The following is an 18,820-nucleotide window of genomic DNA, read 5'->3' on the forward strand; positions in this document are numbered from 1 at the left end:
GCGCGATGCCGACCATGCCCTCATCGCCAGGCACAACGCCACCGCAATGAGGACAGCCCGCATGGCCGCAAACATCGCACCCGCCAAAAAATTCCGTTCCAACTGGTTTCGCGTGGCCGTCGAAGGCGCCACCACCGACAAACGCAAAATCGAACGCTCCTGGCTAGAACAAGCCGCCAAAAACTTTAGCCAGAACACCTACGGTGCCCGCGTCTGGCTGGAGCACTTCCGTAGCTTGCTGCCGGACAGCCCCTTCAAGGCTTATGGCGACATAACCGCCGTCAAAGCCGAAGAGGTTGAGATCGCCGGGCAGAAGAAGCTCGCCCTCTTTGCCCAGATCGAACCAACCCCCGATCTGGTGGCTATGAACAAGGCCAAGCAGAAAATCTACACGTCCATCGAAATCGACGAGAGCTTCGCCGACAGCGGTGAGGCCTACATCGTTGGCTTGGCGGTTACCGACTCCCCCGCCAGCCTGGGTACCGATGTGCTCGCCTTCTCTGCACAGAAGCCGGATGCAAGCCCGTTCAAGGACCGCCACTACTCCGCGACCTCCATGTTCACCGAAGCCCTTGAGGCAGAACTTGAATTCGAAGAGCTGGCTGACAGCGAGAACAAGGTCGCCGGCCTGTTCAAGCGCGTCACCGACCTCCTCGGCAAGAACAAGGACAAAACCGTCAGGGACGACGCCCAATTCTCCGAACTGAGCGAGGCCGTCGAAGCCCTAGCCTCGCACGCCAAGGAGCAAGGCGGTGCCTTCACCGCCGAGCAAACCAAGCTCGCGACCCTGAAATCCGCCCACGAAAAACTGGCCGGCGATGTCGCCGACCTTATCAAACGCCTGGGTGATACCGAAGACCACAGCCAGAAGCGCCCAGTCGCCACCGGTGGTGCTGGCCAAGCACTGACTGACTTCTGACACAACACCGTCGCCCACTCGGAGCACACCATGCGTAAAGAAACTCGAATTGCCTTCAACGGTTACCTGGCCCAACAGGCCAAAATCAACGACGTCGCCTCGGCCACTGAAAAATTCACCGTCGCGGCAACCCCGCACCAAAAGCTGGAAAGCGCCATCCAGGAGTCCAATGACTTCCTGAAAAAGGTCAACATCATTTCAGTGGATGAGCAAACTGGCGAGGCCATCTTGCTCGGCGTCAACGGCCCGACCGCCAGCCGCACCAACACCTCGCAGAACGCCCGCAATCCTCGCGACGTAAGCGCAATGAAGAAGTGCCCTTACGCTTGCAAGAAAACCGACTTCGACACTGCATTCCCCTACGCCCTGTTAGATGCCTGGGCCAAGTTCCCGGACTTCCAGGTCAAACTGTCCGGCTCCATCGCTGAACGCCAGGGTCTGGACCGCATCATGATCGGTTTCAACGGCACCAGCGCTGCCGTGACCACTGATTTGGCGACTAATCCCCTGCTGCAGGACGTCAACAAGGGTTGGTTGCAGAAAATCCGTGAAGTGGCCCCTGAGCGCGTTCTGGACGAAGGCGCCACCCCTGGAAAAGTCACCATCGGCGCCACCGGCGACTACAAGACCCTCGACGGCCTGGTCTTCGACGCAATCCAGATGCTTGACCCATGGCACCGCAAACGGCCAGACCTTGTCGTGGTTGTTGATCGCGCCCTGCTGCATGAGAAGCAGTTGGCCGCAGTCGAAAAAGGTGCCGCCTCCAACCAGGAAGAAAACGCCGCCGACGAGGTCATCAAGAAGGGTCGCTTGGGCAACCTGCCGATCGAGGATGCACCGTTCTTCATCGAAGGCGGCGTACTGATCACCACCCTGTCCAACCTTTCGATCTACGTCCAGACCGGCGCCCGCCGCCGTCACCTGAAAGATGAGCCGGAGCGTGACCGCGTAGCGGACTACCAGTCCTCCAACGAGGACTACGTCATCGAAGACCTCGGCCTCGTCGCCCTGGTCGAAAACATCGAGCGGGTGTAAGTCATGGCTCTGACCCTTGCCCAACGCAACCAGCTGCGCAAGCGCGCAGCTCAGGAGGCGGCAGCCGTCGCCCCTGCCGCCCTGATGGATGGCGCCACCGGTTACGAGGTGATGCTGGCCAAGCTGCAGCAGGACCAATTCCGTCTGAAGCAAGTGCAGTCGCAGGAGGGCAAGGCGAAGCTCAAGGCCGAGATGCTGCCGGAATACGTGCCCTACGTTGATGGCGTGCTCTCGGCTGGCCAGGGCGCTCAGGACGATGTGCTCACCACCCTGATGGTCTGGCGTTTCGACGCAGGCGACTTCACCGGTGGTCTGCAGGTCGCCGAATACGTCCTGCGCCACAGCCTGCTGATGCCGGACCGCTTCAACCGCACCACCGGCTGCCTAGTGGCCGAGGAAGTTGCTACCGCGGCGCTTAAAGCGCAAAAGGCCGGCGGCACCTTCCCACTGGAAGTACTCACCGCCACTGCCGTGCTGACCGAAGACCAGGATATGCCCGACGAGGCCCGCGCCAAGCTGGTCCTGGCCCTTGGTCGCGCCACCTTGGAGGGCATCACCGACGAGCAGCCCGGGCAACCGGGTCAGCTGCAAGCCGGCATCGACCTGCTCAAACGGGCGATCGAACTGAACAGCAGCTGCGGTGGCAAGAAAGACCTGGAGCGCGCCGAGCGCCTCCTCAAGAAACACGCTGGCCCCGCCAGCTAACCGAGCGTCCCCACGCACCCGGCGGCTCGGGGCGGATCAGCGGGTTTACTCCTTGACCCAGCTGTGAAGTCCCGACCACCGCCGACCTATTCGAGCGACCAGCATGAGCGGATTCATTGCCGGCGGTATTCCAACTACCGCCTTCCCGATCAGCAATGGTGATTTCTGGCCAGAGATCAACGGCCAGCACCTGCGCGCTGCCATGCGGATTACCAACTCCGTCACCGACGACCGCCTGGAGGTCGCCGCCGTCAATGCCATGATCGAGGCCAACCGGGAGCTTGCCGGCTTCCGTGATGCCCATATCGCCCAAGGCTTCAGCAGTCTGGCTGAAGTACCGGCGGAACAGATCAAGGACGAAAGCCAGAAGCTGCACCTCTATCGTCGAGTCATTTACTGCAACGCCCTGGCCGAGCTGGTGGAACGCTACAGCAGCTTCGACGCCACCAACAGCGGCGAGAAGAAAGTCACCGAGGAAGAAACCAGCGCCGACCAGTTGCGTCGAGATGCCCGCAAGGCCCTGCGCTCACTGCTCGGTATCAGCCACACCACTGTGGAACTGCTGTGATGGCCACCGTGATCGCCAATCAAGGCGACACCGTCGACGCCATCTGCTGGCGCTACTACGGTCGCACCGCTGGCGTCACCGAGACCGTCCTCGACGCCAACCCCGGCCTGGCCGACCACGGCCCCATTATTCCGCACGGCACACAGGTCACCCTGCCCGATGCCGCGCCGCAAGTTGAACAACGCCAGGTGGTGAACCTATGGGACTGACCGCCGCCAATCAAAGGACCCCGAGCCATGGCTGACCCGACTTCCAGCTCTATTACCGGCCTGCTGATGGGCCTTGGCCTGGCCACCGCTGTGCCGCTGATCGATGGGGAAGCGCTGTTCGGCGCCATCCTCGGTGCCTGGCTGGTGACCAGTATCAAGCGCGATCTCAAGGCCTGGCAACGGCTGGGCTCGCTGTTGCTTTCGGCTGGCGTGGGCTATCTGTTCGCGCCGGTGGCGTTGAAGCTCGCGCCGATCATCAACAGTGGAGGTGCCGCTTTTGCCTGTGCCCTGATCGTTATCCCGATCAGCATCAAGGCCATGCTCTGGGTCGAGCAGGCAGACCTGTTCGAGATCCTGCGCCGCATCAGAGGGGGGAGCTGAAATGTCCATCATCACGCTGATCATTCCGCTGATCACTGCCAGCGCCTACCTGCTCGGTGCTCTGCGGCTGGCCTGTTACAGCCGAGGCAGTGCCCGGTACCGGCGCGGAATTTCGCTACTGGCCAGCCTGTTCGGCGCCGCGCTGTGCATGTGCGGGCTTGAGCTGTTGCTGTACCGCCCACCAGTCAGCCTGTGGCAAGCCGTTACCGCCGTGCTGCTCTGCACACTGATTTATCGATCGCGCGGCAACGTTGCCGCCCTGTTGAGGCCAAGCGTATGACTCCTACCCTACGTCACGGTGACCGTGGCCAAGCTGTTAGCCAACTGCAAAAACAGCTCAATCAGGCCGGCGCCAAGCCAACCTTGGCCGTCGATGGTGACTTCGGCGACGCCACCGAAAAGACCGTGCGTGCCTTCCAGGCCCGCGTTGGCCTGGTCGGCGATGGTATTGCCGGGGAGAAAACTCAATCTGCGCTGCTCGGCGGTGACTGTCGGTTGCTCCTGGGCAATGCCTCCTTGCTGGCCGGTGCCAAGCGTTTGGACGTTGAGCTCGCTTCGATCTATGCCGTCAACGAGGTGGAGAGTCAGGGCAAGGGCTTCCTGGCCAATGGCAAACCGAAGATCCTCTTCGAGCGGCACGTCATGTACGAGCGCCTGGCGCTGCCTCGGCATGAGGACGACAACGTGGCCGAGCTGCAGCGTCACGCCGATGAACTGGCCGCCTTGTATCCGCACCTGGTCAACCCTCGATATGGCGGCTACATCGGCGGACCTGGCGAGCACCAGCGCTTGGCGCAAGCCCGCATGCTCGATACCCAATGCGCCGACGAGTCAGCCAGCTGGGGCGCCTTCCAGATCATGGGTTACCACTGGGAGCGTCTGGGGTATCCGAGTCTGGTGGACTTTGTGAGCCGAATGTCCCAGGACGAAAACGAGCAGTTCGATGCCTTCATCCGCTTCATTGAAGCCGATCCTGCGCTGCACAAAGCCCTCAAGGGCAAGAAGTGGGCCCAGTTCGCCAAGCTCTACAACGGCCCCGCGTATGCCCGAAATCTCTATGACGTGAAGCTCGAACGGGCTTACGAACGGCACGCCGCGTGCGGTTGCAGCGAGGTGGCAGCATGACCGGCGGATACCAACCGCGCGAAGTAGCGGGGGCAATAGCCCAACCACCACAGAACCCTGGTGGGTCGGTTCCTTACAGCGAGCTGCTGCAAAAAATGGTGCTGCTTCGTGCACATCGCGGAGATGTCCTGGTACTCCCAGCAGAAACTAGCGTCGAGCAGGCAGAAGAACTTTTCAAAGCTCTGTGCACCATATTGGCCGGGCCTCCAATGGTGGTTATAGGACCGGTGCAACTGCTGGACGAAGCGACCATGAACGTCGCTGGCTGGTACAGGGCATGAACACACTGCGCCAGTTGGGTCTGGCAGTTGCAGCCGCAGCTGTCTTGGCCCTGCTGTTCTGGGGGCAACATCAGCGCCTCCAGGTAGAGAAATCCAAATCCGCCAACGCCGAACAGCGCCTGCAAACGCTCAAGGAACGCAGCGACCGTCAAGCCACCACTATCGTCCGTCTTGGGGGCGAAGTGCAGGCCGAGCGCGCCGCCCAAACCTCCCTGCGGCTCACCCAGAACCAGCTGCGCCAGGACCTAGCCGACAGCCTCAACCAGATCCAGGAGCTCGAACATGAAAACGCTGAACTCGCCGATTGGTCCCGCCAGCCTCTGCCTGTTGCTGCTCGCCGGTTGCGCGAACGCCCCGCCATCACCGGAACCGCAAGTTATCGTCAGTGGCTGTCCAGTCGTCGTGCCCTGCAGCCTGCCAGCAGCGAAACCGACCGGTAATGGCGCGCTGCTCCGTGACGTGGAAGCGGTAGAGGCGGCATGGGCCGATTGCGCGGCCCAGGTCGATACGGTTTATCAGGTCCAGCAGGAAGCCAAGCAACCATGAACAAGCCCGATTCCCTGCGCAATCATCTGCTCGCCGCCGTGCCCGAGCTGCGCAATGACCCCGACCGCCTACTGGTGTTCATAGACAACGGTACCGTCCGAAGCACCGCAGCGGTGGGTCTTTCATTCGAGTACGCGTACACCCTGAACGTGATGCTGACCGACTTTGCTGGGCACCCGGACGCCCTGATGATCCCGCTACTGGCCTGGCTGATGGTCAACCAGCATGAGCTGCTCGCCAACCTGGAAAAGGGCAAGGAAGCCATCAAGTTTGAGGCCGACATCCTGGACAACAGCAAGGTCGATCTTTCGATCGAGATCCCGCTCACGGAACGGGTTATCGTCAAGAAAAAGGACAACGGCACCCTGCAAGTCAGCCACCCAGACGAGCCTCAACTTGAACCGTACCTGCCGGCCGGTGACTGGCAGTTGTACGCCGGTGACTCCCTGATCGCCGCATGGCAGAGCACGAACCAGGACGGCGGCGATATGACCAGCCCGCACCCACACCGTCATGGCTGACAACCTCCACGCCCTGGAAGATTGGGCCGGCGTCCTGCTCGCCAAGTTGGAGCCTGGCGCCCGCCGCAAGCTCAACCAGGAGATTGCCCGGGACCTGCGCCGCAACCAGCAACAGCGCATCGGGGCGCAACGCAATCCAGACGGAACGCCCTACGCCAAGCGCAAGCCGCGCCAACTGCGGGGCAAGGCCGGGCGGATCAAGCGGCAGATGTTCACCAAACTGCGCCAGGCCAAACACCTGAAACTACAGAGCACACCGAACTCGATCGCTATCGGCTTCCTGGCGCGCACGGCACGGATTGCCCGCGTCCATCAGGAGGGTCTGCGCGATCGCCCGGGCAAGGGTGTGGCCGATGTCCAATACGAACGCCGCGAGCTGCTGGGCTTTAGCGATCAGGACCTCGAACTGATCCGTGACCGCCTGCTCGATCACCTCACCCGCTAAGCCTGTCGCTGTATCGAAGCCCCCTACAAGCCGCGCACCGTGCGCTTCACGCGCGCGCATCGCAGCATCACCGGCATGAACATCGCCGAACTCGCTCGCCTCATCGAAAACCTCGTCCGCCTCGGTACTGTCGAAGCGGTCCAGATGAAGCCGCCCCGCGTAAAGGTGAAAAGCGGCAATATCGTCACCGCCTGGCGCCCGTGGCTGAGCCTGCGCGCCGGTGCCGATCGCGAATGGGACCCACCCACTGTGGGCGAACAGGTTGTGTTGCTGAGCCCATCGGGGCTACTCGCACAGGGCATAGCGATCACCGGCCTGTTCAGTGACCTGATCCCCGCCAACGGCGACCGTGAAGGCCTACACCGCCGCACGTACCGCGATGGCGCGGTGATCGAGTACGACAGCATCGCCCACCACCTGCGCGCCATCCTGCCAGAGGGCGGCGTCACCGATCTGACCAGCACTGGCGGCATCAACATCGTCGGCCCTATCCATCACACCGGTGACTACACCCAGCAGGGCAACCAGACCGTAACCGGCAAGGTCACCGTGTCCGAGGACGTAGTCGCCGGAGCCAATGGCATCAGCCTGGTCAAGCACCGCACCTCTGGCGTTATGTCCGGGCCGGGCACCTCTGGAGCGCCTGTCCCATGATCGGCATGAACGCCAACACCGGCCGCACCATCGCCGATCGCCAGCATCTGGCGCAGTCGATTGCCGACATCCTGACCACACCGCTCGGCAGCCGCGTCATGCGCAGGGAGTACGGCAGCCAATTGGTCGACCTGATTGATTGGCCGCTGAACAGCGCCACGCGCCTGCAGGCCTACGCCGCCACCGCAACCGCGCTGATGCGGTGGGAGCCGCGTATTCGGCTGAGCCGCGTCCAGCTCAGCCTGGGCGAGATCCAAGGCCAAGCAATCCTTGACGTGGAAGGCGCTCTCACCGATTCAAACGAGCCATTCAGTCTCCGCGTTCCACTCACCCTTGGGGCTGCCGCATGACCACTATATTCACGCCCATTGATCTGTCTCAGTTGCCGCAGCCCGACGTGGTCGAGCAAATCGACTATGAGCAGCTTCTCGCCGAGCGCAAGGCCTATGCGGTAACCCTCTGGCCAGAAGAGCAACAGGCAGCGATTGCCGCCACCCTGGAGCTGGAATCCGAACCGTTAACCAAGCTGCTGCAAGAAAGCGCTTACCGCGAGACAGTTTGGCGCCAGCGGGTCAACGAGGCATCGCTCGCTGTCATGCTCAGTTCGGCCCGTCGCAATGACCTTGACCAAATAGCAGCCAACTTCAACGTTAAACGCCTGGTGATTCGCCAAGCCAATCCAAAGGCTGTGCCGCCGATCCCTGAAGAAAAGGAAATTGACGATGCCCTGCGCGAGCGCGCACAGATGGCATTCGAGGGCTTGAGTACCGCTGGACCGCGAAACGCCTATATCTTCCATGCCCGCGGCGCTGATGGTCGTGTCGCCGACGCTTCCGCCGATAGCCCATCACCGGCTGTCGTAGTGGTCACAATTCAATCCATTATTGGCGACGGAACCGCCAGCCCTGCCCTACTCGACGTGGTCCGTACCTATCTCAATGATGAGGACCGCCGACCGGTTGCCGATCGTCTGACCGTCCAGGGCGCCGAAATCTTGCCGTACCAGGTCAAAGCCAGCTTGTTCCTGAAGACTCAGGGCCCGGAAGCCGAACCGATTCTCGCCGCAGCGGAGCAGAAGTTACTGGCCTACGTTCATCAACGGCGCCGCCTTGGCATGCAGGTCTCAGAGTCGGCCATCCATGCGGCGCTGCACGTAGAAGGCGTGCGCAAGGTCGAGCTCGAAGACTGGGTAGACCTAAATGCTACCAGCGCCCAGGCGCCCTACTGCACAGGCATCATGCTTACCCAGGGTGTGGAGCAATGACCCTACTGCCCAGCAATGCCAACCCACTGGAGCGGCAAGCGGCCCTGGCCCTAGCACAACTCCAACGGGTACCGATCCCGCTACGGGACTTGGTCAACCCGGACCGCTGCCCAGTGGCCCTGCTGCCGTACCTAGCCTGGGCATTTTCAGTCGATCGCTGGGACAGCCGCTGGCCCGAGGCGGTGAAACGCTCGGCGATCCGCTCTTCGTTTTTTATCCATTCACGCAAAGGAACCATCGGTGCACTGCGCCGAGTCGTAGAGCCCCTCGGCTACTTGATCGAAGTCCTTGAGTGGTTTCAGACCGTACCCGAAGGCGTGCCTGGGACTTTTGCCCTGAAGATCGGCGTGCTGGATACCGGTATCACCGAAGAGATGTACCAGGAGCTCACCTGGTTGATTGATGACGCTCGGCCGCTGACACGGCACCTGACCGGGCTCGCTATCAGCCTGGAGTCGACTGGTCGTTCTTACCTATGCACATCGCTTTATGAGGGCGACGAAATCGACGTTTACCCGCCAGTGCTGCAAGACATTGAAGTCAGCGGCAGCATCGGTCGTGGCGGGCGTGACCATACCATCGACACTCTGGACGTATTCTCATGATTGACCAGACCTCTCAATTCTTCGCCATCTTGACCAACGTGGGGGCAGCCAAGCAGGCCAATGCCGACGCTTTAGGCATCCCCTGGACAATCACGCACATGGGGGTTGGCGACGCCAATGGCACAGACCCAATTCCTGCTGCCACACAAACCGCGCTGATCAATGAACGTCGGCGCGCACCGCTAAATCAGTTGAAGGTGGATCCGAGCAATACCGCCATCATCATTGCCGAGCAGGTTATCCCCGAGGACGTGGGTGGCTGGTGGATTCGAGAGATCGGCCTGTACGACCTCGATGGCGACCTGGTAGCCATTGCCAACTGCGCTCCATCGTTCAAACCGTTGCTCACACAGGGCTCTGGCCGCACGCAGGTTGTGCGCATGAACTTGATTGTGAGCAGCTCCAGCAACGTTCAGCTCAAAATCGATCCCAGTGTGGTCCTTGCCACCCGCGCTTATGTGGATGGTCTTACAGTCAGGGCCAGTCAAGCTGAAGCCGAGGCTGGCACTGAAAACAGCAAGATCATGACACCGCTGCGAGTTTTCCAATCCATTGCCAAGGTGGTCAAGCAGGCTACAGAAAGTGCATTTGGCTGGGCAAAGGTGGCGACCCAAGCGCAGGTCACAACCGGTACGGATGACGCGACCATCATCACGCCAAAGAAACTGCGTGCCGCGCAGGCAACCCAGGTCGAAGCTGAAGCAGGCACTGACAACACCAAGGCGATGACGCCACTACGGGTGTTCCAAGCGATTGCTAAGGTGGTCACACAGGCTACAGAAAGTGCATTTGGCTGGGCGAAGGTGGCGACCCAGGCGCAGGTCACAACCGGCACGGATGACACGACGATCATCACGCCTAAGAAGCTGCGAGCAGCACAGGCAACCCAGGCCGAAGCCGAAGCAGGCATCGACAATACGAAGATCATGCCCCCGCTAAGGGTCGCTCAGCTCGCATTGAAGATGCTCAATAGCTGGGGGATTGGCACCGACAACCCGCCAGGCCTACCAACGTTTAACGGAAATACCAAGACGGGTTTCTATGTGGGTTACGGCGCGACGGCGAATAACGCAACGCCTGGGGGGCCGCCTGAAAGTGCTACAAACGTGCTGGGCATTGTTGCTATTAATGCCCGTAACGACATCACGTATTACTACGTGTTTGAGAATGGTGTATCTGCGAGCACCCGGCGTTTTTGGGTCGGTCAATGGAACGATAATATCGGCACTATTTACTGGTCGCGTCTGATGACCTTTGACCAGATTGCAACTCAGGCACAGGTTGACGCAGGTGTTGACGACGCGACAATCGTTACCCCTAAGAAAATGCGCTGGGGCTGGGCGGCTTCCTTCACCCAAAACGGCTACATTCTATTTCCCACCTGGCTGGGCAGCTTCCTGATTCAGTGGGTATCGGTCAGCACAACCACAACAGCAACGGCGGCATTTACCTGGCCACTGGCGTTCTCGTCGTTTGTGCGGACGGTGGGCATTGCTCATTCATCTGCACCGACCATTGGCAATCTGAATGGCGTTACGCCTAACGGTGGAAATGCTGACACTTACAACTCATCAGCTGCCCGTGTAGTTGCAAACATTCAGGTAATTGGAGTAGGTAAATGACACGTCTCTACAGCCAAACAACGGGGAACTGCTATCTGGTCGATGGGCCGGTGGCCCCCCCACCGGACGCGGTACCAATCAGTGATGAGCGTTTTCTGGCGGTAATTGGCGAGCCCGCTCCAGGCAAGGTGCGTGGCCATGATGCTGAGGGATTGCCCATCCTCATCGATCCCCCGGTTCATGTTCTGACGGTTGATGAATTGGCTGCCGCTGAGCGCCTGTGGCGTGATGGCCAGGTCAGGCTGGTTACGCGCCACCGTGACGAGCTGGACATGCAGCAGGCTACCACCTTAACTGCCGAGCAGTTCACAGCGTTGCTGACCTACCGCCAGGACCTGCGCGACTGGCCGCAGTCTGAGGCATTCCCCGATACTCAGCAGCGACCGATAGCACCAGCCTGGATCGCTGAGCAGAACCGATAGCTCACCACCAGGACGCGCCGGTGGGTTTGTGGATACGCCGTATACAAACCCACCACCTCGCGCAACCGACGCGCGCGCGGCAGCCTGTGCAGTGTCAATCAACTGCACAGGCACACTTCCATGGCCACCGATTATCATCACGGTGTACGCGTCCTCGAAATCAACGAGGGCACACGCCCCATTCGCACCGTCGCCACTGCCGTGGTGGGCATGGTCTGCACTGCGCAGGATGCCGACGCCACCGTCTTCCCGCTCAACAAACCCGTTCTGCTGACCGATGTGCTCACTGCTTCCGGCAAGGCCGGTGAAGCGGGCACCCTGGCCAAGAGCCTGGACGCGATCGCCGACCAGGCCAGCCCTGTCACTGTCGTGGTACGGGTTGCCGAAGGTGAAACCGAAGCGGAAACCACCACCAACATCGTCGGCGGCGTCACCCCAACCGGTCAGTACACCGGTCTCAAGGCGCTGCTGGCTGCTGAGGCGCAGCTTGGCGTCAAGCCACGCATTCTCGGTGTACCAGGTCTCGACAACCTGGCCGTGACCACTGAACTGGTGGCCATTGCTCAGAAGCTGCGGGGCTTCGCCTACGCCAACTGCTTCGGCTGCGAAACCGTCTCGGAGGCCCTGGCCTACCGCGCAGGCTTTGGCGCCCGTGAACTGATGCTGATCTGGCCCGACTTCATCAACTGGGACACCGTCACCAGCAGCGCGCAGCCTGCCACTGCCGTAGCCCGCGCCCTGGGCCTGCGCGCCAAGCTCGATGAGCAGGTGGGCTGGCACAAGACCCTGTCCAACGTGCCGGTCAACGGCGTGTCGGGCCTGTCAAAAGACATCTTCTTCGACCTGCAGAACCCCGCTACTGACGCCGGCCTGCTGAACGCCGACGAGGTCACCACCCTGATCCGCCGCGAAGGCTTCCGTTTCTGGGGTTCTCGTACCTGTTCAGACGACCCGCTGTTCGCGTTCGAGAACTACACCCGCTCGGCACAGGTACTGGCCGACACCATGGCTGAGGCGCACTTCTGGGCAGTCGACAAGCCGATGCACCCGAGCCTGGTCCGCGACATCGTCGAGGGCATCAACGCCAAGATGCGCGAACTGGTGCGCAACGGCTATCTGCTGGGCGGCGAGTGCTGGTACGACGAGGCTGCCAACGACAAGGACACCCTCAAGGCCGGCAAGCTGTACCTGGACTACGACTACACACCGGTACCGCCCCTGGAAAACCTGCTGCTGCGCCAGCGCATCACCGACCGCCACTTGGTGCAGTTCGCTGCCTCCGTCAACGCCTGACCCCATTTGCCCGCGCGGCCCCAGCCGCGCCGTAGGAGAGCCCGACCATGGCCCTGCCCAAGAAACTCAAGCACCTCAACCTGTTCAACGACGGCAACAGCTACCTGGGCGTAGCCAAATCGCTCACCCTGCCAACTCTCGGCCGCAAGCTCGAAGCCTACCGTGGCGGCGGCATGGAAGGCCCAGTCAAGGTCGACCTCGGCCACAGCGACGACGGCCTACAGCTGGAATGGACCCTCGGCGGCTGGGACCTGATCGCACTGCGCCAATTCGGCACTGTACGTGTGGATGGCGTGCAACTGCGATTCGCTGCTTCGGTGCAGCGTGACGACACCGGCGAAGTCAGCGCGGTCGAGATCGTCATGCGTGGGCGCCATGAAGAAGTGGACTTCGGCGACGCCGAACCCGGTGAAGACACCGAACACAAGATCACCTCCGCCCTCACCTACTACAAACTCACCGTCGACAGCGAAGAGATCATCGAGATCGACTTGCTCAACTTCATCTACGTGGTTGACGGAAAGGACAGGCTCGAAGAACACCGCAAGGCCCTGGGCATCTAAAACCAACTGTCGCCGACGCCACCGCCAGCGGCCACTTCGTCACCAAGGAGCAACCCCATGAAAACCACCGAACAGGCCCAACCGGCCAAGAACTTCAACGAAGAGACCATCACCCTCGACACCCCGATCATTCGTGGCGAGACGTCGATCACCTCCATCACCCTACGCAAGCCCGTCAGCGGCGAGTTGCGCGGGGTCAGCCTGATCGATCTGGCCCAAATGGACGTGCTGTCACTGCGCAAGGTCCTGCCGCGCATCACCACCCCGACCCTGACTGACATCGAGATCGGCCGCATGGACCCTGCAGACCTACTGCAGTGCGGTGTGGCGGTAGGCAGTTTTTTGCTGAAGAAGTCGGACAGGGAAGCTGCCCTCGTTGCGTAGACGATGCGATGGCTGACTTGGCCATCGTCTTTCACTGGGGGCCTGCGGACATGGATCTGCTGCCCCTTTCTGAGCTGATGGATTGGCGCGAACGGGCCATCACACGTTGGGAGCAAACCCATGGCAAATAGCCTGAAGATGGAGGTTGTTCTCCAGGCCATCGACCGCGTCACCCGCCCCATTCGAGCCATCACCCAAGGCAGCATCGGGCTTGGCCGAGCGCTCAAGGACTCCCGCGACCAGCTAAAAGTGCTGCAGGATCAACAACGAGATGTCAGCAGCTGGCGCACCCTGCGCGCAGCCAGCGAGCAAACCGGTACCGCTTTGCAAGCTGCCCGCGACCGTGTGAAGTCGCTCGGCCAAGACTTGGCAAGCACCAGCGTACCGACCCGGCAAATGACCCGTGACCTCAAGGCCGCGATTCGCGAAGCAACACGACTCAAGCAACAGCACCAGGAGCAGCAAGTACAGCTCCAGGGCATGCGTAACAAACTGAACAATGCAGGGATCAGCACCCGCAACCTCGGACAACATGAGCGGGATTTGCGGCAACGCATCGTTCAGACCAACCAGGCAATCAGCGCCCAGACCAGCCGCATGGAGGCGTTGAGTCGCCAAACACGGCAGGCGGCAGCCGCCAAAGCCAAGTTCGAGAAAGCCCAGCATGTTGCAGGCAGCATGGCTGCAGGCGGTGCTGCAGGGCTCGCGAGTGGCTACGCCATGGCCCAACCGTTACGAGGGATGGTCGATGCTTTTGCACCCGCAGAAGACGCTGCCACGCAGTTAAAAGTTTCGATGATGAACGGACTAGGCCAAGTCCCTGACGACTTCAAGAAGATCAGCGACCTGGCCACAAGCCTGGGCGATCGCCTGCCGGGTACCACGGCTGACTTCCAGAACATGATGACCATGCTGCGCCGTCAGGGCCTGAGTGCGCAGAGCATTCTCGGTGGTACCGGTGAAGCGGCTGCGTATTTGGGCGTCCAGCTGAAAATGCCCGTGGAAGAAGCCGCCGAGTTCGCGGCCAAGATGCAGGATGCGACTCGCACGTCTGAAAAAGACATGATGGCGCTGATGGATACCATCCAACGTGGGTTCTACAGCGGCGTTGACCCGACCAACATGCTCCAGGGCTTCAGCAAAATCGCACCTGTCATGAGCGTGATCAAGAAGTCAGGTATCGAAGCGGCCAAAGAGCTAGGGCCTTTGCTGGTGATGATGGACCAGGCCGGTATGGAAGGCGGCGCAGCTGGCAACGCCTACCGCAAGATCTTCCAGGCTGGCCTGGACAAAGATGGCGTCGATGATGTCAACAAGAACGCCGCATTAAGCAAACGCGGAATCCAGCTCAGCTTTACCAACAAAGACGGCAACTTCGCCGGGCTTGAAAACCTCTATGCCCAAATCGAGAAGCTCAAGGTCCTGAACGATGAGGACCGAACAACCGTAATCAAAGACTTGTTCGGTGACGACTCCGAGACCATGACAGTGCTCAACACCATGATGAACAAGGGTTTGGCAGGCTACCAGGAGGTGCAACAAAAGCTGCAGGATCAGGCCGACCTACGAACTCGAGTCAACGAGCAACTTGGCACCCTGACCAATACCCTAGAAGCCGCTCAGGGTAGCTGGACGAACGCCATGGCCGAGATAGGTGCCACAATCGCCCCTCAGCTCAAGGAGCTCATCAACGGCATCGGCGGGGTCGCAGTCAAGGTCAAAGAATGGGTGAGTGCCAACCCTGGATTGACTGCTGCCATTTTCAAGACAGCGGCTGGTCTGGCCATACTGCTGACTGCAGGTGGTGGAATTTCCATAATGCTGGCCAGCATGCTCGGCCCGTTCGCCATGGTGCGCTACGCCATGACCCTACTCGGCATCAAGAGCCTAGGTGCCGTGACAGCGTTCAAAGGCCTCGGCACAGCCTTGCTCTGGGTGGGCAAAGCCGTTCTGTTCATTGGTCGCGCCCTTCTGATGAACCCAATCGGTATAGCCGTCGCAGCGATAGCTGGTGCGGCTTTCCTTATCTACAAGTACTGGGAGCCAATCAAGGCGTTCTTCCTCGGCCTATGGACCCAGATCCAGGCAGGGTTCAGCTCAGGACTGACGGGCATTCTCGGTTTGATCAACAACTTCAGCCCGATCGGCATGTTCTACAGTGCCTTCGCCGCAGTGATGAACTACTTCAGCGTCGAGTTGCCGACCCAGTTCACAGGCTTCGGCGGCATGCTTATCGACGGGCTGATCTCGGGTATTACTGGCAAGCTAGGCGCAGTCAAGGAAGCCATCAGCGGGGTCGGTGAGTCCACCATTGGCTGGTTCAAGGAAAAGCTCGGTATTCACTCCCCCTCTCGGGTGTTCGCCGAACTGGGTGGTTTCACCATGGCCGGTCTTGAACAGGGTTTGACTGGTAACCAGGGCGGTCCGCTGGGTGCTGTAACAAGCCTGAGCAAGCAGCTCACCGATGCCGGCGCGTTCGCCATTGGCGCCAACGCCCAAGGCATCACCGTTGATAACCGTCCGCCACTGTCTGCGGCTCCAACTGCCCGACAGGGCGCCGGGGCAAGCGGTCAACTACCGCCGATGGTCTTCAGCATCCACCCATCAGCCGGTATGGATGAGCAGGCCCTAGCCAAACTTGTCGCCGCTGAAGTGGCAAAAATCCACCGCACTAGCCAAGCGCGCAGCCGCAGCGCGCTGTCCGATGGGGAGTAACCCGCCATGATGATGGCCCTCGGCATGTTCGTGTTCAGCCTGGAGACGCTCGCCTATCAGGAGTTTCAACGTCAGACAGATTGGCGCCACGGCAGCACGTCGCGTATTGGCACCAACCCGGCACGACAGTTTCTGGGGCGTGGTGATGACAGCATCACCTTGCCAGGCGTACTACTGCCCACTTTAGCCGGGAGCCCGCTAAGCCTCGACACGCTGCGAATGATGGCCGACACGGGCAAAGCATGGCCGTTGGTAGAGGGCACCGGGAAGATTTACGGCCTATGGGTAATTGAGTCCCTCAGTGACAACCGCACCGTGTTGTTTCAGGATGGCGCCGCTCGCCGGATTGAGTTCACTCTCAAGCTGACACGCATCGACGACGGACGCATTGACATGCTGGGCAGCCTGATAGGCAGTGTTGGCGGCTTGCTGCGAGGTGTGCTGTGAGCATCCTCGACCAGGCCACGAGCCTGCTCAAGGACGCGAAAGACAAGTACCAAAAGGCAACGGCCTATCCACGTCCGATGTGCCGTGTGTTGGTCAATGGCCAGGACATCACAGGTGCAATCGAGCAGCGCTTGATCAGCATCGAACTGACCGACAATCGCGGCATGGAAGCGGACCAGCTGGATATCAACCTCAGTGACCACGACGGCCTGCTGGCCATCCCACCACGCGGGGCCACCGTCCGGCTTTGGCTGGGCTGGAGCGATACTGGCCTGGTCGACAAGGGGAGTTTCACCGTTGACGAAACCGAGCACAGCGGCGCCCCGGACACCCTCAGCATTCGCGCCCGCAGTGCGGATCTGCGGGGAGGACTCAAGATCAAACGGGAACGCAGTTGGAACAGCACCGCCTTGGGCACCGTAATCGGTGCCATTGCCGCCGCCCATGGCCTGGCGCCGGTGATCAGCCCATTGCTCGCCGCCATCGAGCTGGTGCACCTGGACCAGGCCAACGAAAGCGATGCCAACTTGCTAACCCGCTTGGGCAAGGAGTACGACGCCATTTCAGCAGTGAAAGCTGGTCGACTGCTGTTCATGCCAGCGGGCAAGAGCACTACCGCCAGCGGAGCCGCCCTACCCCATGTAATGCTGACGCGAGCAGACGGCGACCAGCACCGTTTTCTGCAGGCAGACCGCGACAGCTACACCGGCGTCAAGGCGTACTACTACGAGATCAACAGCGCCGAAAAGAAGGAAGCAATCGCCGGCGCCGGCGACAATCTAAAGGAGTTGCGACACAGCTACACCGATCAAGCCAGCGCACTGCAGGCCGCCCGAGCCGAGTGGAAACGCCTAAAGCGCGGCACTGCGACGCTGAGTTACAGCCTAGCCAAAGGCCGACCGGAGCTAACCCCCGATCAGACCTATAGCCTCTTTGGGGTCAAGGCAGAAATCGACGCCATCATCTGGCTGGGCGGCAATCTGCGTCACAGCTTTACACCTGACAGCTTCACCACCAGCCTGGATCTTGAATCCAAGCTGCCCGACCAGGACGACATCGAAGACCTGGTCGAGAAGAGTGTCGAGTACACGGGCGTTACCGCGACCTACCGAAATGAAAAAGACGGCAAGCAGAAAACGGTCACGGCTGGAGACCAGACCAATCCACTGCGGCTCACCCATCTGTACGCCAGCAAAGGCAGCGCGAAGCGTGCGGTGGATCGGGAGTGGAAACGTCTGCAAACCAAGAAAATCTGAACACAAAAAACCCGGCGCCTAGCCGGGTTCTTATTACTGCCTTACTCCATCGACTTCTGAAGCGCCTCCAATATCCTCATCACATCCTCTCGCTGCTGATCGTTCAGGCTTCGCAGCAGTTCCAGAAAGAGATGCTCCAACTGGGTAAGGTTTTCCATCGTGGGTACTCCGTTTCCATGTGACGGGCACTGGTATCAATACCCATTGCACCCGGGAGTTCCCTATTCTCAGCACATCACTGTGTAGAATCAGCCAAACGTGATGCTTTTACTAACTCAGATGTAATGAGGGAGGTTTCCGACGCGTCATCCTCTAACCTACGCACCACCTACTTCCAAGGGCAAGTTATTGCTTTCAAATGCGCGGAGTAAAATTTTCGCCAAACGAGATTCCGGACTAGACTTAACTATATTCCCACAGGCCAACTTAAAGTTCTCTAGCCCATGAAGAAACTCCCCACCAAGCCCTGACACCCGCATTAAAGAAAAATTCCCAGAAACAAACCCCTCCAATTTATGCCCCCGAAGCCTTTTTATTACTTCCTCATACTGCGCAGGCGTAGATTGCTGAAAGCAAATTGTTTCTCTTTCACCCCAACCATTATTACACCTAACCCTATCAATAGCCTCTTCCAATTCAAGCAAAGGATATTGCCTATCTCTTATACGGGAATTCAGCGCCGCGATCTCTGGATGAAGATCCTGCAACATGCCAAAACGCTCAGGTTTACTAGAAACACTGCCAGATTCATTTTCTGCAACCCACACCTCAATCAGTTGCGCAGACTCACTAGCGCATCCGAGTTCACTAAGAGCCCTAGCGATCCCGCTTGCATCGGTTCCACTGAACAGCTTTACATT

The 18,820-nt window shown here is 60.1% G+C and carries 25 protein-coding genes and 1 pseudogene; 25 read left to right on the forward strand and 1 reads right to left on the reverse strand.

From position 1 onward, the window contains the following. Positions 1–61 precede the first annotated feature (61 nt). The 25 genes and pseudogenes from ACZ9H3_RS06745 (at position 62) to ACZ9H3_RS06865 (ending at position 17,960) form a co-directional block, all read left to right on the forward strand. Positions 62–919 (forward strand): GPO family capsid scaffolding protein, encoded by an 858-nt coding sequence (locus tag ACZ9H3_RS06745; protein WP_476220167.1) that lies wholly within the window; start codon positions 62–64, stop codon positions 917–919. Positions 920–949: 30 nt separating this feature from the next. After that, on the forward strand, positions 950–1,954 hold the full coding sequence (locus ACZ9H3_RS06750) for a phage major capsid protein, P2 family (protein WP_476220168.1): 1,005 nt from the start codon (positions 950–952) through the stop codon (positions 1,952–1,954). 3 nt (positions 1,955–1,957) lie between these two features. After that, the gene (gpM, locus tag ACZ9H3_RS06755; protein ID WP_476220169.1) at positions 1,958–2,659 is read left to right on the forward strand and encodes a phage terminase small subunit; all 702 of its coding nucleotides are present in this window, start codon (positions 1,958–1,960) and stop codon (positions 2,657–2,659) included. 103 nt (positions 2,660–2,762) lie between these two features. After that, the gene (locus ACZ9H3_RS06760) at positions 2,763–3,227 is read left to right on the forward strand and encodes a head completion/stabilization protein (RefSeq protein ID WP_476220170.1); all 465 of its coding nucleotides are present in this window, start codon (positions 2,763–2,765) and stop codon (positions 3,225–3,227) included. Next, a complete protein-coding gene (locus ACZ9H3_RS06765) occupies positions 3,227–3,436 on the forward strand; it encodes a tail protein X (RefSeq protein WP_476220171.1) in 210 nt (69 codons plus the stop codon). The genes ACZ9H3_RS06760 and ACZ9H3_RS06765 overlap by 1 nt, the downstream gene beginning before the upstream one ends. A 27-nt stretch (positions 3,437–3,463) precedes the next feature. Further along, positions 3,464–3,817, forward strand: a complete 354-nt coding sequence (locus ACZ9H3_RS06770; protein ID WP_446443975.1) for a putative holin — start codon at positions 3,464–3,466, stop codon at positions 3,815–3,817. Between the two features lies 1 nt (position 3,818). Beyond that, on the forward strand, positions 3,819–4,097 hold the full coding sequence (locus tag ACZ9H3_RS06775; RefSeq protein ID WP_157193327.1) for a phage holin family protein: 279 nt from the start codon (positions 3,819–3,821) through the stop codon (positions 4,095–4,097). Further along, on the forward strand, positions 4,094–4,942 hold the full coding sequence (locus tag ACZ9H3_RS06780; RefSeq protein ID WP_476220172.1) for an N-acetylmuramidase domain-containing protein: 849 nt from the start codon (positions 4,094–4,096) through the stop codon (positions 4,940–4,942). Before ACZ9H3_RS06775 ends, ACZ9H3_RS06780 begins: the two co-directional genes overlap by 4 nt. A gap of 277 nt (positions 4,943–5,219) precedes the next feature. After that, positions 5,220–5,582, forward strand: a pseudogene (locus ACZ9H3_RS06785) (Rz-like lysis system protein LysB); the annotation flags it as partial. Continuing rightward, the gene (lysC, locus tag ACZ9H3_RS06790; protein ID WP_476220173.1) at positions 5,506–5,769 is read left to right on the forward strand and encodes an Rz1-like lysis system protein LysC; all 264 of its coding nucleotides are present in this window, start codon (positions 5,506–5,508) and stop codon (positions 5,767–5,769) included. The pseudogene ACZ9H3_RS06785 and the gene lysC, both read left to right, overlap by 77 nt. Continuing rightward, on the forward strand, positions 5,766–6,290 hold the full coding sequence (locus ACZ9H3_RS06795; RefSeq protein ID WP_476220174.1) for a phage tail protein: 525 nt from the start codon (positions 5,766–5,768) through the stop codon (positions 6,288–6,290). The genes lysC and ACZ9H3_RS06795 overlap by 4 nt, the downstream gene beginning before the upstream one ends. After that, the gene (locus ACZ9H3_RS06800) at positions 6,283–6,735 is read left to right on the forward strand and encodes a phage virion morphogenesis protein (RefSeq protein ID WP_476220175.1); all 453 of its coding nucleotides are present in this window, start codon (positions 6,283–6,285) and stop codon (positions 6,733–6,735) included. Before ACZ9H3_RS06795 ends, ACZ9H3_RS06800 begins: the two co-directional genes overlap by 8 nt. 75 nt (positions 6,736–6,810) lie before the next feature. Next, positions 6,811–7,389 carry a phage baseplate assembly protein V gene (locus tag ACZ9H3_RS06805; protein WP_476222715.1) on the forward strand — a complete coding sequence of 193 codons (579 nt, stop codon included), beginning with the start codon at positions 6,811–6,813 and terminating at the stop codon, positions 7,387–7,389. Further along, on the forward strand, positions 7,386–7,739 hold the full coding sequence (locus ACZ9H3_RS06810) for a GPW/gp25 family protein (protein WP_476220176.1): 354 nt from the start codon (positions 7,386–7,388) through the stop codon (positions 7,737–7,739). The genes ACZ9H3_RS06805 and ACZ9H3_RS06810 overlap by 4 nt, the downstream gene beginning before the upstream one ends. Continuing rightward, positions 7,736–8,653: a baseplate assembly protein gene (locus ACZ9H3_RS06815; protein ID WP_476220177.1), complete on the forward strand. Its 918-nt coding sequence runs from the start codon at positions 7,736–7,738 to the stop codon at positions 8,651–8,653. The genes ACZ9H3_RS06810 and ACZ9H3_RS06815 overlap by 4 nt, the downstream gene beginning before the upstream one ends. Next, positions 8,650–9,258, forward strand: a complete 609-nt coding sequence (locus tag ACZ9H3_RS06820) for a phage tail protein I (RefSeq protein ID WP_476220178.1) — start codon at positions 8,650–8,652, stop codon at positions 9,256–9,258. Before ACZ9H3_RS06815 ends, ACZ9H3_RS06820 begins: the two co-directional genes overlap by 4 nt. Further along, positions 9,255–10,880 (forward strand): phage tail protein, encoded by a 1,626-nt coding sequence (locus tag ACZ9H3_RS06825; protein ID WP_476220179.1) that lies wholly within the window; start codon positions 9,255–9,257, stop codon positions 10,878–10,880. The genes ACZ9H3_RS06820 and ACZ9H3_RS06825 overlap by 4 nt, the downstream gene beginning before the upstream one ends. Beyond that, positions 10,877–11,302, forward strand: coding sequence for a phage tail assembly chaperone (locus ACZ9H3_RS06830; protein WP_476220180.1), 426 nt, complete (start codon positions 10,877–10,879; stop codon positions 11,300–11,302). Before ACZ9H3_RS06825 ends, ACZ9H3_RS06830 begins: the two co-directional genes overlap by 4 nt. Before the next feature lie 120 nt (positions 11,303–11,422). Then, positions 11,423–12,595: a phage tail sheath protein gene (locus ACZ9H3_RS06835; RefSeq protein WP_476220181.1), complete on the forward strand. Its 1,173-nt coding sequence runs from the start codon at positions 11,423–11,425 to the stop codon at positions 12,593–12,595. 47 nt (positions 12,596–12,642) lie between these two features. Then, positions 12,643–13,158, forward strand: a complete 516-nt coding sequence (locus tag ACZ9H3_RS06840; protein WP_476220182.1) for a phage major tail tube protein — start codon at positions 12,643–12,645, stop codon at positions 13,156–13,158. 57 nt (positions 13,159–13,215) lie between these two features. Next, positions 13,216–13,542 carry a phage tail assembly protein gene (locus ACZ9H3_RS06845; protein ID WP_476220183.1) on the forward strand — a complete coding sequence of 109 codons (327 nt, stop codon included), beginning with the start codon at positions 13,216–13,218 and terminating at the stop codon, positions 13,540–13,542. 8 nt (positions 13,543–13,550) lie between these two features. Next, positions 13,551–13,673 (forward strand): GpE family phage tail protein, encoded by a 123-nt coding sequence (locus tag ACZ9H3_RS06850; protein ID WP_115087735.1) that lies wholly within the window; start codon positions 13,551–13,553, stop codon positions 13,671–13,673. Then, entirely contained in the window at positions 13,663–16,257 is a 2,595-nt protein-coding gene (locus ACZ9H3_RS06855) for a phage tail tape measure protein (protein ID WP_476220184.1), read from the forward strand. Before ACZ9H3_RS06850 ends, ACZ9H3_RS06855 begins: the two co-directional genes overlap by 11 nt. A gap of 6 nt (positions 16,258–16,263) precedes the next feature. Then, positions 16,264–16,704: a phage tail protein gene (locus ACZ9H3_RS06860; protein WP_476220185.1), complete on the forward strand. Its 441-nt coding sequence runs from the start codon at positions 16,264–16,266 to the stop codon at positions 16,702–16,704. Beyond that, positions 16,701–17,960 (forward strand): phage late control D family protein, encoded by a 1,260-nt coding sequence (locus ACZ9H3_RS06865; RefSeq protein ID WP_476220186.1) that lies wholly within the window; start codon positions 16,701–16,703, stop codon positions 17,958–17,960. Before ACZ9H3_RS06860 ends, ACZ9H3_RS06865 begins: the two co-directional genes overlap by 4 nt. A gap of 317 nt (positions 17,961–18,277) precedes the next feature. Here ACZ9H3_RS06865 and ACZ9H3_RS06870 read toward each other — a convergent pair whose 3' ends face one another. Continuing rightward, positions 18,278–18,670, reverse strand: a complete 393-nt coding sequence (locus ACZ9H3_RS06870) for a hypothetical protein (RefSeq protein WP_476220187.1) — start codon at positions 18,668–18,670, stop codon at positions 18,278–18,280. Between the last annotated feature and the right edge of the window lie 150 nt (positions 18,671–18,820).

Source organism: Pseudomonas sp. TE3910, assembly GCF_056279025.1.